This window comes from Pandoraea sp. PE-S2T-3, from assembly GCF_002179965.1.
In the GTDB taxonomy this organism is placed as follows: Bacteria; Pseudomonadota; Gammaproteobacteria; order Burkholderiales; family Burkholderiaceae; genus Pandoraea.
Genome location: NZ_NGUQ01000007.1, coordinates 415,872 through 429,329 on the forward strand (window position 1 = coordinate 415,872; position 13,458 = coordinate 429,329).

9 protein-coding genes are annotated in these 13,458 nt (G+C 62.9%); 7 read left to right on the plus strand and 2 right to left on the minus strand.

The genetic code is table 11. From position 1 onward, the window contains the following. Positions 1-1,272, minus strand: coding sequence for a DUF445 domain-containing protein (locus CDV46_RS03945; RefSeq protein ID WP_087690523.1), 1,272 nt, complete (start codon positions 1,270-1,272; stop codon positions 1-3). 131 nt (positions 1,273-1,403) lie between these two features. Beyond that, the gene (locus CDV46_RS03950) at positions 1,404-3,584 is read right to left on the minus strand and encodes a malate synthase G (RefSeq protein WP_087722019.1); all 2,181 of its coding nucleotides are present in this window, start codon (positions 3,582-3,584) and stop codon (positions 1,404-1,406) included. 454 nt (positions 3,585-4,038) lie between these two features. On the opposite strand from CDV46_RS03950, the gene CDV46_RS03955 reads away from it, so the two are divergent. The 7 genes from CDV46_RS03955 to CDV46_RS03985 all read left to right on the plus strand — a co-directional run bounded on the left by CDV46_RS03955 (position 4,039) and on the right by CDV46_RS03985 (position 13,336). After that, positions 4,039-6,099 (plus strand): ATP-binding protein, encoded by a 2,061-nt coding sequence (locus CDV46_RS03955; RefSeq protein ID WP_254915919.1) that lies wholly within the window; start codon positions 4,039-4,041, stop codon positions 6,097-6,099. A 289-nt stretch (positions 6,100-6,388) separates the two neighbouring features. Further along, entirely contained in the window at positions 6,389-7,141 is a 753-nt protein-coding gene (locus CDV46_RS03960; RefSeq protein WP_058376708.1) for an IclR family transcriptional regulator, read from the plus strand. A gap of 44 nt (positions 7,142-7,185) precedes the next feature. Continuing rightward, positions 7,186-8,826 (plus strand): OPT/YSL family transporter, encoded by a 1,641-nt coding sequence (locus CDV46_RS03965; RefSeq protein WP_087690529.1) that lies wholly within the window; start codon positions 7,186-7,188, stop codon positions 8,824-8,826. A gap of 64 nt (positions 8,827-8,890) precedes the next feature. After that, positions 8,891-10,081 (plus strand): aminotransferase class V-fold PLP-dependent enzyme, encoded by a 1,191-nt coding sequence (locus CDV46_RS03970; protein WP_087721849.1) that lies wholly within the window; start codon positions 8,891-8,893, stop codon positions 10,079-10,081. Between the two features lie 56 nt (positions 10,082-10,137). Next, the gene (gene pepE, locus CDV46_RS03975) at positions 10,138-10,851 is read left to right on the plus strand and encodes a dipeptidase PepE (protein ID WP_087721850.1); all 714 of its coding nucleotides are present in this window, start codon (positions 10,138-10,140) and stop codon (positions 10,849-10,851) included. Positions 10,852-10,901: 50 nt separating this feature from the next. Then, a complete protein-coding gene (locus CDV46_RS03980) occupies positions 10,902-11,843 on the plus strand; it encodes a DUF1177 domain-containing protein (RefSeq protein WP_058376704.1) in 942 nt (313 codons plus the stop codon). A 329-nt stretch (positions 11,844-12,172) separates the two neighbouring features. After that, positions 12,173-13,336 (plus strand): porin, encoded by a 1,164-nt coding sequence (locus tag CDV46_RS03985; protein WP_087690535.1) that lies wholly within the window; start codon positions 12,173-12,175, stop codon positions 13,334-13,336. The last annotated feature ends 122 nt before the right edge of the window (positions 13,337-13,458 follow it).

Genomic DNA, 13,458 nt, shown 5'->3' on the forward strand with positions numbered 1-13,458 from the left:
TCATCGCGCCAGCAGGGTCGGCGCTTGAGCGATCAGGTACAGCAGCGCGCCGATCAGTCCTCCCACGAGGGTGCCGTTGATGCGGATGTATTGCAGATCCTGCCCCACGCTCAGGCGGATCTGCTGCGAGAGATGTTCCGCATTCCAGCCGTGCACCGTCGCGCGGATGTGTTCGGTCACGAAGTCGGCGAAGCCCGGCGCCATGCGCTCGGCAGCGTCGAGCAGTTGCGCATCAAGCGCACGGCGCAGCGATTCACTGCGCGCCAGTTCTTGTGCGATCCACGACGCTGCGCCCACGATCTTCGCGCCGATCACCGAATTTTCCTGCGCCAGGTCGCGCTTCACCCAACTGCGCCACTCGTTCCACAGACTGCCCGCATAAGCGGTCAGCGCCGTGTCGCCCTTCAACTGCGCCTTGAAGCCGTCGAGCTTCGCTTGAAACTCGGCGTCGTTGCGCAGCCGCTCGATCAGTCCGGCCACCGCGCGGTCGAACGCCTGACGCAACTGGTGCGAATCGTCAGCCTCCATTTGGGCAAGCAGGCGCGTCACGGCGGCCGAAATCATGTCCGAGCCCTTGTTGCCGATCCATTCCGAGGGAAGCACCTTCTCCTTCTTCGGGTGATCGGCCTTGAGCCACTCCACGATGCGCGCCGAGAGAAATTCGCGCGTCTGCGGTTCGTTGAGCAGTTCCACGAGGTACTCGAGCGTTTCGTCGAGCAGCGCCTGATGGCGGCCATCGCGCGTGAGAGTGTCGAGAATGGCAGCAGCCGATTGCGACAGGTCGAGCCGGTCGATCATCGTGTCGAGCGCACGGCGAATGAACGCCTGCACGTTGCGCTCGTCCATCACGTCGAGCACGCCACTGGCCACCTTCACCAGCACGGCGCTCAATTGGCGTGCGTTGTCGTGCGAGCCCAGCCAGTGGGTCACCGCGTCGGCGGGATTCTGTTGCTGGATGAGGCGCACCACCGAGGGCGTATCGAGAAATTTCTCGCGAACGAAACGGGCCAGACCATCGCCCAGCGCGTCTTTCTTGCGAATGAGAATGTTGGTGTGCGCAGCCAGCCCGGGAATCGGAATGCGCCGGAACAGCGCCTCGACCGCGAACCAGTCAGCCAGGCCGCCGACCATCGCCGCTTCGGCGGCAGCGCGAATCCAGCCGGTGAGAAAGTGCGGCGGCATGAAGAGCGTGGCGATGAAAATCGCCAGCGCGACCAGCAGGAAGTACAGGGCACGCCGTTCGGCGCGTTGCAGTGCGATGGCGGGGTCCATGCGCAACAGGCTCCTGAAAAAACACGAACGCCTGACAGGTTACCCCGTCAGGCGTCCGGTGATAAGTCTTGTGCTTATCGAGACCTGCTATTCACGCAATTCACGCGATACACGCGATACACGCGATGACGTTAGCCGCGTTGTTCCGCCTTGAGCTTCAGACGGTACTTGTGCAGCAGCGGTTCGGTGTAGCCGTTCGGCTGCGTGAGGCCTTCGAACACGAGGGCGCTGGCAGCCTGAAACGCCAGCGAATCGCTGAAGTTCGGGGCCATCGGGCGGTACTGCTTGTCGCCTGCGTTCTGCTTGTCCACCACGGCGGCCATGCGCTTCATGGTCTCTTCGACCTGTTCGCGCGTGATCACGCCGTGACGCAGCCAGTTCGCCAGATGCTGGCTCGAAATACGCAGCGTGGCGCGGTCTTCCATCAGGCCGATGTCGTTGATGTCGGGCACCTTCGAGCAGCCCACGCCCTGATCGATCCAGCGCACCACGTAGCCGAGAATGCCCTGCGCGTTGTTCTCGATTTCCTTGCGGATCTCTTCAGCGTTCCATTCGGCCTTGGCCACCACCGGCACCGTCAGCAAACCGGTGAGCAGGGCGTCGCGCTCTTTCGCGTAGTCGATCTTTTCGAGTTCCTGTTGCACGGCCTGCACGTCGACGACGTGGTAGTGCAGCGCGTGCAGCGTGGCGGCGGTCGGCGACGGCACCCAAGCCGTATTGGCACCGGCCTTCGGATGCGCGATCTTCTGCTCCAGCATGGCGTGCATCAGGTCGGGCATGGCCCACATGCCCTTGCCGATCTGTGCGCGGCCACGCAGGCCGGCAGCCAGCCCCACGAGCACGTTGCTCTTCTCGTACGCGGTGATCCACGCCGACGACTTCATGTCGCCCTTGCGCATCATCGGGCCGGCTTCCATCGCCGTGTGCATTTCGTCGCCGGTGCGGTCGAGGAAGCCCGTGTTGATGAACGCCACGCGCGCAGCCGCCGCAGCGATACACGCCGACAGGTTCACGCTGGTGCGGCGCTCTTCGTCCATGATGCCCATCTTGAGCGTGTTGCGCGGCAGGGCGTACAGGTCTTCGATACGGCTGAACAGTTCGTCGGCGAAGGCCACTTCGGCCGGGCCGTGCATCTTCGGCTTGACGATGTAGATCGAGCCGGTGCGCGAGTTCAGGCGGTGCTTGCGGTCATGCAGCGATGCCAGCACGGTGACCACGCCGTCGAGAATGCCTTCCGGAATCTCACGGCCGTCGCGATCGGTGATCGCCGGGTTGGTCATCAGGTGGCCCACGTTGCGGATGAACAGCAGCGAGCGGCCATGCAGCTTCACCGGCTTGCCATCGGCGCCCGTGTATTCGCGATCGGCGTTCAGGCGGCGGGTGAAGGACTTGCCACCCTTCGACACTTCTTCCGTGAGCGTGCCTTGCATCAGGCCCAGCCAGTTGCGATACAGCTCGACCTTGTCGTCGGCGTCCACGGCGGCAACCGAGTCTTCGCAGTCGATGATGGTCGTCACGGCGGCTTCGACGAGCACGTCCTTGATATGGGCGGTGTCCGTCTTGCCGATCGGGTGGTTCGCGTCGAATTGAATTTCGAAATGCAGACCGTTTTGCTTGAGCAGCACGGCCGTCGGCTTGTCGGCATCGCCTTGATAGCCGATGAAGAGTGCCGGCGTAGCGAGCGTGGTCTTGCCGTTCTTGGTCGTGATGACGAGCTGGCCGTTCTCGACGCTGTAGCCGGTCGCATCCTTGTGCGAGCCTTCGGCCAGCGGCGCCGCCTGATCGAGGAAGCCGCGTGCGAAGGCGATCACGAGTTCGCCGCGCTTCGGGTTGTAGCCGGAGCCTTTCTCGGCGCCGTTGGCTTCGGGAATCGCGTCGGTGCCGTAGAGCGCGTCGTACAGGCTGCCCCAACGTGCGTTGGCGGCGTTCAGGGCATAGCGGGCGTTCGAGAGCGGCACCACGAGTTGCGGGCCAGCTTGTTCGGCGATTTCGTAATCGACTTCGGCGGTCGTCGCTTTGACGTCAGCCGGTGCGGGCAGCAGATAGCCGATCTTTTCGAGGAAGGCGCGGTAGGCGGCAGCGTCGGCGATCGGGCCAGGGTTGGCGCGGTGCCAGCCATCCAGTTCACCTTGCAGACGATCGCGCTCGGCGAGCAGCGCGCGGTTTTTCGGCGCGAGGTCGTGGACGATGGCGTCGAAGCCCTTCCAGAAGGTTTCGACATCGACACCGGTGCCCGGCAGGGCTTCCTTTTCGATGAACGCGATCAGATTGTCTGCGACCGTCAGGCCGCCACGCTGGGAAGTGGAAGTCATGATGCTGTACTCGAGTTTGAAAACCTGGTTGACGCTGCTTCGCCGGGCCATTCACTTGTCACCGAAAACGCATTTCACGTTAGGGCGGCGCATGATCGCTGACGAAAAGGGGCAGTCTTATATAAGACCCTGAGTGTAATCGTTCTCCCGGCGCTCGGAAACCCGGGATTTCGAGTCGTGACTCCACCCCAGCTTATAGGTGGCATAAGGGTTTGCGTATGACGCCGGCCTGACGGGCCTTCGCGGGCACCCGTCTTTTTTGGACGTGCGGTTGCAGCATTCGGTATGGCGTTTCACTTCATGAGAAATGAACACGGCGCGGTAGGAATCCGAAATTCCAAATTGATACCCATCGAGCGTTGCAGCTTCCCCACGCGATGCCCACAATCCTGCCCAGTCGCCCCCCTCTCGACGTCACAACCCTTAGCCGCCTTCAAGGGGATATCCCGTGAACATGAACACCAATCTGACGGGGCGGTTGCGCAATACGCCACTGCCGCAGCACAAAGGCCTTTTGCCGCTCTTCGAAGCGGTCGTGAATTCGATCCACGCCGTCGGCGCAGGCGAGGGAGATGCCACCCGGGGCGAGATTCAGATCGACATCGAGCGTCTCGCCCAGACCGACCTGACGCTCGACGACGCGTCGTCACGACGCGGCGCGCCACCTCTGGCACCGATCTCCGGCTTTCGTATCGTCGATAACGGCGTCGGCTTCGACGCCGCGAACATGACGTCGTTCGAAACACTCGACAGCGACCATAAAGCCGCGCACGGCTGCCGCGGCGTGGGGCGTCTGCTCTGGCTCAAGGCGTTCGAGTGCGTCACGGTAGCGAGTGTTTTCCGCACCGGCCGTCAGCGCGCGCGCCGGCGGCAGTTCCATTTCACCGCCGGACAAGGCATCCGGAACATCGACTTGCGTGACGCGCGCGCGAACGAAACCCCGCACACGGTCGTGCACCTGCAAGGCTTTTTCCAGAGTTATCGGGAGAAGTCGGCCAAGACGGCGCGCGCCATCGCCAACAGTCTTTTCGAACATTGCCTGTGGTACTTCGTGCGCGATGGCGGTGTGCCCAGCATCGTCATTTGTGATGGCGACGAAACCATCGATCTGGTCGATGTCTACGACAGCTATCTGTTGGGTGGCGCACAACGCGAGACGCTCGATATCAAAGGACATCCGTTCGTCATCACTCACGTGAAACTCAAGACCAGTGCGGTCACCCAACCCGTCATTGCCTGGTGCGCGGCGAGCCGGGTCATCGAGAACGAGCCGCTCAGCGGCAAGCTGCCGGGCCTTCACGGCAAATTGCAGGACGGCGAGGGAGATTTCACCTATGCCTGCTACGTCACATCCCCCTGGCTCGATCAGCACGTACGCCCCGAGCGTATCGGCTTTGATATTCCGGAGTCGTCCGACGATCTCTTCGGCAGCGCGTCGCCGGGACGCGCCGATATCCGGGAGGCACTGCTCGCCGCTGCGGCCAACTACCTTGCCCCATGGCTCACCCAAACCCGGCAGGCGAGCCGCGATCGCGTCGAGCGCTTTGTCACTCATCGTGCGCCCCGTTACCGCCCGATCCTCCCCCATATCGATCAGGACCGGCTAAGTGTGCCGCCTGACATCTCCGATCGGGATCTCGATCTGCTGCTGCATCGCGAATTGGCCAATGTCGAACACTCGTTGATCGCCGAGGGGCACGACATCATGCAGTTCGCCTCGAGCGAAACCACCGAGAGGTACCGCCAGCGCCTCGCGGGCTATATCGCCAAGGCGGACGACATCAAGCAATCGGATCTCGCCAATTACGTATTTCATCGCAAGACCATCCTCGACATCCTCGCGCAGGCGTTAAAGCGGGGCGAAGACGGACGCTTCGCACGCGAAGAGGTAATTCACGAGTTGTTCATGCCGATGGGCAAGAGCTCAGACGAAGTGCACGCCGAGCATGGGAATCTGTGGCTGCTCGACGAGCGGCTGACGTTTCATTCGTATCTGGCGAGCGACAAACCCCTGCAATCGATGCCGATCACGGACTGCGTCTCTGGGCGCAAGCCCGACCTGTGCGCACTGAAGGTCTTCGACCGGCCGATGCTGATGGCCGATGGCGCGCACGGGCCGCTGGCGTCACTTGTGGTGGTCGAGCTCAAACGCCCCATGCGCAACGACGCGGCGGCGGGGGAAGACAAAGACCCCGTCGAGCAGGCCATCGGTTATCTCGTGCGAATTCGCGCCGGGTCGGTCACCACGCCGGGGGGACGGCCCGTACCGGGGGCGGCGTCGCTACCGGGCTTTTGCTACGTGGTGTGCGACATCACCCGCTCTGTCGTGCAGCGCTGCCAGATGCTGCAACTGAGCGAGACCATGGATGGGATGGGGTTCTTCGGCTACAACAGCCACTTCAAGACGTATATCGAAGTGATCTCGTACGACCGATTGCTGCAATCGGCTTATGAACGCAACCGCGCGTTCTTCGACAGGCTCGGTCTGCCTTCCGGCGGCCATCCGGCGACCTAGTCACTCGCCCGCGAAGCCCCTCTTTCCCGCCCAATGAAAAACGCCCGGACTTGTCCGGGCGTTTTGTCTCGGCGTGTGAGGCTTGTCACACGCGCACCGGGAATTCCCGGCAGATCCAGCATTCATGCGGCTTGGGGGGCAGTTTTCGGCACACTTCGCACCAAAAAAGGGCGAAAAGCGACACGGGTGTTTACCCTGAATTTGTGAATTTAGCGTTGCCGCCCCATTTATGCCTTTCTAAAATGTACCACATACAGACACAGTGGTGCTAATAGAGAGACAAATTTTTATGACGCTGAAGACGCTCGACAACGCGCTGACGCTTTTGCGCCACTTCACGGCCGAGAATCCGACGTGGGGCGTGCGTGAGTTGGCCAAGGAAACCGGCATCAACCACTCGGTCGTGCAGCGCATTCTCGCGACCTGTGCCCAGCACGGTTTCGTCACGCAGCGTGGCAAGTCGCGCAAGTACGCACTCGGCATGGCGTTTCTCGAATTCGCGCAGTCGTTGCGCGAAGGGTTGCATCTGTCGGACCTCATCCTGCCGATCATGCGTCGTCTGGCGGCTAACACCGGCGAGACCGCGTTTCTCGCGGTGCTCGATGGCAAAGAAGCGGTCTATCTCGAAATCGCCGAGTCGGATCAGAACATCAAGTATTCCGTGGCCGCAGGCACGCGCTTCGCGCTGCACGCCGGCTCGTCGGGCAAGGTCATCGCCGCGTATCTGCCCGAGGCCCAACTCGACGCCATTCTCGAACACGGTCTGAAGCGCTACACGAGCAGCACCATCACCGAACCGGCAGCCCTGCGCGCCGATCTCGCGGCCATTCGCGAGCAAGGCTGGAGCTACTCGGCCAACGAATTTGCCGACGGCGTGTTCGGCCTCGCCCTGCCCGTATTCGACGAGACCGACGGCATCCTCGCCTCGTTCGGTGTCTCGGGCCCCGACTTCCGCATGACCGACGACAAGCGCCGCGAGATGCTCGCCGCCGTGCGTCAGGAACTCGCCGAAGTGCAGTCGCTCATGCGCCGTTTCTACTGACCCGCCCCGATTTCGCCAGACAAGCCCCTTCGAGAATCAACCCGATGAAATCCGCCCCGCCCTCTGCCGCCGCCAAGCCACCCGGCGCACCTTATGCGCCGCTCGACGGCAAGCACCCGTCCGTTTTCGAGCCGACATCGTTACTGCTGATGGTGGCCGTGTCGGTCGCGGGCGCGATCATCGGCATGCAGTTGATCGTCACGCTCGGCATCTCGGCCAACACGTCGATCATCGGCGCACTGCTCGCCATGCTCGTGGCACGCCTGCCCATCGCGATGATGCGCAAGTTCCGCTCCGTGCATCGTCAGAATCTGGTGCAGACGGCAATCTCGTCGGCCACCTTCGGCGCGTCGAACAGCCTGATGATTCCGATCGGCATTCCGTTCGCGATGGGTCGCCCCGATCTGATCGTGCCGCTGCTCATCGGCGTGATGATCGCCATGTTCCTCGACGGCACGGTGCTCTATCGCGTGTTCGATTCGAAGGCATTCCCCGCCACGGGCACCTGGCCCGCCGGTATCGCCACCGCCGAATCGATCATTGCCGGCGATCAGGGCGGCAAGAAGGCCCGCCTGCTCGTCTATGGCGTGGTGGGGGGCGTCGCCGGCTCGGTGCTGGGCATTCCGATGTCCGCCTTCGGTGTGGCCTTTATCGGCAACATCTGGGCGTTGGGCAGCTTCGGTACGGGTCTGCTGATCAAGGGCTATTCCCTGCCGCTGCTGCACGTCGATCTGAACAAGATCTATCTGCCGCACGGCTTCATGATCGGTGCCGGTGTGGTCGCGCTCATTCAGGTGACGTTCCTCGTGCTGCGCGGCAACCGCAAGGGCGCGCAGGCCGAGACCGGCTACCAACCCACCGTGTCGGATCGCAAGCTCGCCGGCTTCCTCGGCGTGAGTTTTCTCGCTTATGTCGGCATCGCGTTGCTGATTGCACTGTGCGCCGGCCTCGCCACGCACATGTCGCCGGGCATGCTGATCGGCTTCCTGTTGTTTGCCGCGTTCGCAGCCTTCGCGCATGAACTGATCGTCGGTATCGCCGCGATGTACTCGGGCTGGTTCCCGGCGTTCGCCGTCGCGCTCATCACGCTGGTAATCGGCATGCTGTGCGGCTTTCCGCCGACGGCCCTCGGTCTGCTGGTCGGTCTGTCGTCAGCCACTGGCCCCGCCTTCGCCGATATGGGCTACGACCTGAAGACCGGCTTCATCCTGCGCGGCAACGGTGCCGACCCGGCGCTGGAGCGCGCCGGCCGCAAGCAGCAGTACTACGCCGGCATGCTGGGTTTCTGTGTGGCAGGCGTGGCCGTCGTGCTGGCCTACCCGCACTTCTTCGCCAACAACATGTTCCCGCCGGTCGACAAGGTCTACGCCGCCACGATTGAAGCCGGTGTGTCGAACGACATCGGTCATCAACTGATGATCTGGGCCATCCCCGGTGCGCTGCTGCAACTGATCGGCGGGCCGAAGCGCCAGCTTGGCGTGCTGATGGCGACGGGCCTCTTGCTGATGAGCCCGGCCGCTGGCTGGGCCGTCGCAGCGGGTCTCGTGTTGCGCGTGCTGATCGTGCGCCGCTGGGGCGCAGCAGGCGAGTCGGCCTGCGGCACGCTGGCTGCCGGTTTCATTGCAGGCGATGCGCTGTACAGCTTCTTCAAGCCGCTGTTGTTCGGCAAGTTGCTGGCCAAGTAATTTCGAGTGGCGCGCGCCACTCGCGCGCGCCCGTTGTTTTGTCTCACCCCCGTAGGACAGTTCGATGGATCTGAATCGCATCACCGCCGACAGCGCGCTCGCGCCCGGCCTCGTCTACTTCGATCACGCCGCCGCCTCGGTGCCGCCGCGCTGTGTCGTCGACACCATGACCGCGTATCTCGCCGAGACCGCACGCACCGGCCCGTACCTGCCCGCCTTCCGTCGCGAGACGTATGCACGTGTCGAGCAAGTGCGCGCTGCCACGGCAGCCTTCGTCGGTGCCAACGCGTCTGAAATTGCCTTCACCAAGAACGGCAGCGAAGCCATCAGCCTCGTGGCCGCCGGCATCGACTGGCAAGACGGCGACGAAGTCGTGCTCTCCGACTTCGAAATGATTTCGAATCAGGCGCCGTGGCTGCAATTGCAGGCGCAGGGCCGCGTGAAAGTCGTGGTCGTGCCGGCGAACGCCGATGGTGTGATGGAAGTCGACACGCTCGCGCAATACCTCACGTCGCGCACGCGTCTGATCTCGATGGCGCATCTGCCGAACGTGACGGGCGCCTTGCAGCCGATCGATGCGATCTGTGCACTGGCCCGTGAGCGCAACGTCTGGACGCTGATCAACGCGACGCAGACCGTCGGCATGGTGCCGATCGACGTGCGCACGCTCGGTTGCGACTTTCTCGCCACGTGTGGCCGCAAGGCCCTGCGCGGCCCGGAAGGCAGCGGCTTCCTCTACGTGCGCGAAGCGCTCATCACGCAACTGCGTCCGGCGTTGATCGGCTGGTGGAATGCGTCTGTCGACGCCAGCGGCGCGCTGTCGCTGCCGGCAACGGCCAAGCGCTTCGAAGCCGGTTGCCCGATCGTGCCGTCGATTCTCGGCATGGGCGAAGCCATCGCCTACGCGCAGTCGCTCGGTATGGCCGATGTCTTTTCACGTGTGCAGCAACTCACGCGCTACGCCGTCGAGCAATTGCAGACGCTGCCGGGCGCCGAGATTTACGGGCCGTCGAAAGTCGAGCAGCGTCTGAGCCTCGTGCCCTTCAACGTCAAGGGTCTCGAAACGGATGCCATCGTCGCGCATCTCGAAGCCGCCGGTGTCATCATTGAAGCCGGTCACTTCATGGCGACGCCGATTCTCAAGCGTTTCAACATTGAACGCATGGCGCGTCTGGCAGTGCATTATTTCAATACCGAGCAGGAAATCGACCGGGCTGTCGGCCTGATTCGTGAATTGCTCGACAAGCGTTCGTGACCCGTAATCCAGTCGTCTTTGAACCGTCACTCCCTTCCCCCGACGAGGCATAAGCCATGAAACAAATTCTGATGATGAGCAGCTCCCGCAAGGGCAATCTGGGCTATCTGGAGCATGCGGACGACCAACTGCACGCGTTGCTCAAGGGGCGCACCAAGCGCGTGCTGTTCGTGCCCTACGCGGGCGGCATCACGTTCAGCTACGACGAGTACGAATCGCGTGTGAAGCCGGTGTTCGAGCGCCTCGGCTACGAACTCGAATCGATTCATCACCACAAGGACCCGCGCGCAGCGGTGGAACAGGCGGAAGCCGTGGCTGTCGGCGGCGGCAACACGTTTGCCCTGCTCGATCGCATGTACAACGCGGGCATCGTCGGTCTGATTCGCGAGCGCGTGAATGCGGGCATGCCGTATGTGGGCTGGAGCGCCGGTTCGAACGTCGTGTGCCCGACCATCCGCACCACCAACGACATGCCGATCGTCGAGCCGCCCACGCTCAAGGCACTGAACCTGATTCCGTTCCAAGTGAACCCGCACTTCATCAGCGGCAAGCCGGCCGGTCATAACGGCGAGTCGCGCGAAGAGCGTCTGGCCGAGTACCTCGGCATCAATCCGGACGAGCGCGTTGTCGGCATTCCGGAAGGCACCGCGCTGCACGTGCAGGGCGAGAACGCCACTGTGCTCGGCGAATTCGACGCGCTGTATTTCAAGCAGGGCGGCGCCATCGACAAGATCGCCACGGGCAGCACGTTCTCGCTCGCATCGATCTGAGGTCGCTACGGCGTCTCTGGTAACAAAGCAGATTCAAGAGGTTTAGAAACATGGCATTGCAGCAAACCCTGGCGGTGTATGAACTCATCGACCTGCCGAGCGTGAACGGCGACGACATCGTCGCCTTGTTCGCGCCTTACACCGACGCCGGCGTAACGGTCACGGTGGAGCGTGTGACCGAAGGCCGCGTGGCCGACTTCATCAAGATTGTGGTGCCGGGTGCGGCAGGCAAGACGGCCGGCGGCACGGCCCCGACGCTGGGCCTGATCGGCCGTAACGGCGCGATCGGTGCACGTCCCGACCGTATCGCGCAGGTGTCGGATGCCGACGGCGCGACGGCGGTGATCGCCGCGGGCCTGAAGCTCGCGCAACTGCGGGCACGTGGCGACACGTTGCAGGGCGACGTCATCGTCACCACGCACCTGTGCACCGATGCGCCGATCACGCCGCGCCAGCCGGTCGACTTCATGGGCATGCCGTGCAGCTCGACGACGATGAACCAGTTCGAAGTCGACGCCGCCATGGATGCGATTCTGTCGGTCGATACGAGCAAGGGCAACCGCGTGTTCAACGAGCGCGGTTTCGCGATCACGCCGACATCCAAGCAAGGGTATTTGCTGCGCGTGTCGGACAGTCTGTTGAACATCATGCAGCAGACGACCGGCCATCTGCCGCGTGTGATGCCGCTGACGACGCAGGACATCACCGACTACGACAACGGCCTGTACCACATCAACAGCATCATGCAGCCGACGGTGGCCACCGAAGCACCGGTGGTCGGCGTGCCGATCACGGCGCAAGCGGCCGTGGCGGGCAGCGGCGGCAGCGCGAGCCATGAAGTGGATATCGCGGAAGCCGTGCGCTTCTGTGTGGAAGTGGCGATTCAGTACACCGACCGCCAGCGCTATCAGTGCGACTTCTACAGCGAGACGGAGTATGCGCGTCTGCTGGAGTTGTACGGCCCGATGACGGTGCTGCAAAAGGCCGCGTAACACGAAAGGTGGTTGATGGACCCGGGCGATTCGATGTGAGTCGAGTCGCCCGACTTTTCCCCAAGGCGACAGGCTGAACCGCGACACGCCCGTGCTGGGTCACAAACCCGCGCGACGTGCCTGGCTGCCGCCAACGCCCTGACACAACCGGTTCGCCGGCGACTGCGCCGGACCTGTGTCGAGTGGCTCCTCTGCGACGACATGACGTCGTTCCCTTGTCTTGAAGACGGGAGCGCGGGGGCGTTTTTGCGTCAATTTTTTGAATCGAGGGCCGGCAACCTGCCATGGCTCCGTCTATTTCTCGTGCTTCAAGACCGATCGGAACTCTCATGAAATATCCGCTTCCTTCCCTGATCGCCGCCGCTGCCGGCGTGTGTTTTGCCAGCGTCGCCCCGAGCGCGTTTGCGCAATCGAACGTCACGCTGTACGGCGTGCTTGATGCGGCGGTGGTGATGCAGACCAACACCAGCCCGCAGGGTGGCAAGACCTTCAGCGTGCAGCAGGGCGGCGAGGGCTTTCTGTCGGGCAGCCGGTTCGGCCTGACCGGTAGTGAAGACTTGGGCGGCGGCATGAAGGCGCGCTTCGTGCTGGAAAACGGCCTCACGGTCAACAACGGCGGTTTCGATCAGCAGGGTCAGTTGTTCGGCCGTCAGGCGTTCGTGGGGTTGTCGGGCGCGTTCGGTGAAGTGGATATTGGCCGTCAGTACACGGGCGCCTTGCTCGCGGTATCGGCGGTCGATCCGTTGTCGGTCGGTGCGCCGGCGACGAACTCATGGCAGGTGTATCTCACTGGTCAGCGTTTTAACAATGCGTTGACGTACACCAAGTCGTTCGGCGCGATTGGGGTGAACTTGCAGTACGCGTTGGGCGGTATCGCGGGTCAGGGTTCGGCACGCTCGTCGCTCTCGGGTGGTTTGTCGTATGAAGGCAGCGGTCTGAAGATGACGGGGCAGTTGCAGCAAACGCGCGATACGCAAAGCCGCACGGCCAAGCTGTGGGTGTTGGGTGCCAAGTACGCGTTTGGTCCGGCCACGTTCTACGCCGACTACCTGCAAAGCCAGCGTGATGCAGGCTTCGACGTGACGAACGGTGGTGTCGATTTCGCGTCGATCACGAACATGAGCACCCCGGCGACGGCCAGCTCGACGGCGTCGATCGGCTCGGTGTTCAGCGCCGCACGCCGCGATCAGTTCCTGACGCTCGGCGCGACGTACAACTTCAACCCGGTGCTTTCGTTCACGGGTGCGTGGATGTACAACAACACGTCGGCGAGCAACTTCGGCGGCACACGTCAAACGGCTTACGCGATCCTCGACTATCGCCTATCGAAGCGCACCGACGTTTATGTGGCCGGTGCCTACGATCACGTGAACGGCGACTGGTCCGGCCTGTTCGGTACGTCGACCACGTCATGGACCGGCGGCTCCGGCGTGCGCCTGAACGGGCACGACAATCAGGTGACTTACTACGCCGGGCTGCGTCATAAGTTCTGATGCGTCTGTCGCGGCAACTGAAGTAGTGATGCGGTAGCTGTCGGCATGCGATGACTCGGGTAATTCGGGTCATCGGCAAATTCTGAAAAGCCTCGCGACGCCGTGCAACGACCTCCATGCTT

What these genes read in the sequence shown, in the direction of transcription:
- CDV46_RS03945 (WP_087690523.1), bottom strand. Translation starts at nt 1,272, where the DNA reads ATGGACCCCGCCATCGCACTGCAACGCGCCGAACGGCGTGCCCTGTAC.
- CDV46_RS03950 (WP_087722019.1), bottom strand. Translation starts at nt 3,584, where the DNA reads ATGACTTCCACTTCCCAGCGTGGCGGCCTGACGGTCGCAGACAATCTG.
- CDV46_RS03955 (WP_254915919.1), top strand. Translation starts at nt 4,039, where the DNA reads ATGAACACCAATCTGACGGGGCGGTTGCGCAATACGCCACTGCCGCAG.
- CDV46_RS03960 (WP_058376708.1), top strand. Translation starts at nt 6,389, where the DNA reads ATGACGCTGAAGACGCTCGACAACGCGCTGACGCTTTTGCGCCACTTC.
- CDV46_RS03965 (WP_087690529.1), top strand. Translation starts at nt 7,186, where the DNA reads ATGAAATCCGCCCCGCCCTCTGCCGCCGCCAAGCCACCCGGCGCACCT.
- CDV46_RS03970 (WP_087721849.1), top strand. Translation starts at nt 8,891, where the DNA reads ATGGATCTGAATCGCATCACCGCCGACAGCGCGCTCGCGCCCGGCCTC.
- pepE (WP_087721850.1), top strand. Translation starts at nt 10,138, where the DNA reads ATGAAACAAATTCTGATGATGAGCAGCTCCCGCAAGGGCAATCTGGGC.
- CDV46_RS03980 (WP_058376704.1), top strand. Translation starts at nt 10,902, where the DNA reads ATGGCATTGCAGCAAACCCTGGCGGTGTATGAACTCATCGACCTGCCG.
- CDV46_RS03985 (WP_087690535.1), top strand. Translation starts at nt 12,173, where the DNA reads ATGAAATATCCGCTTCCTTCCCTGATCGCCGCCGCTGCCGGCGTGTGT.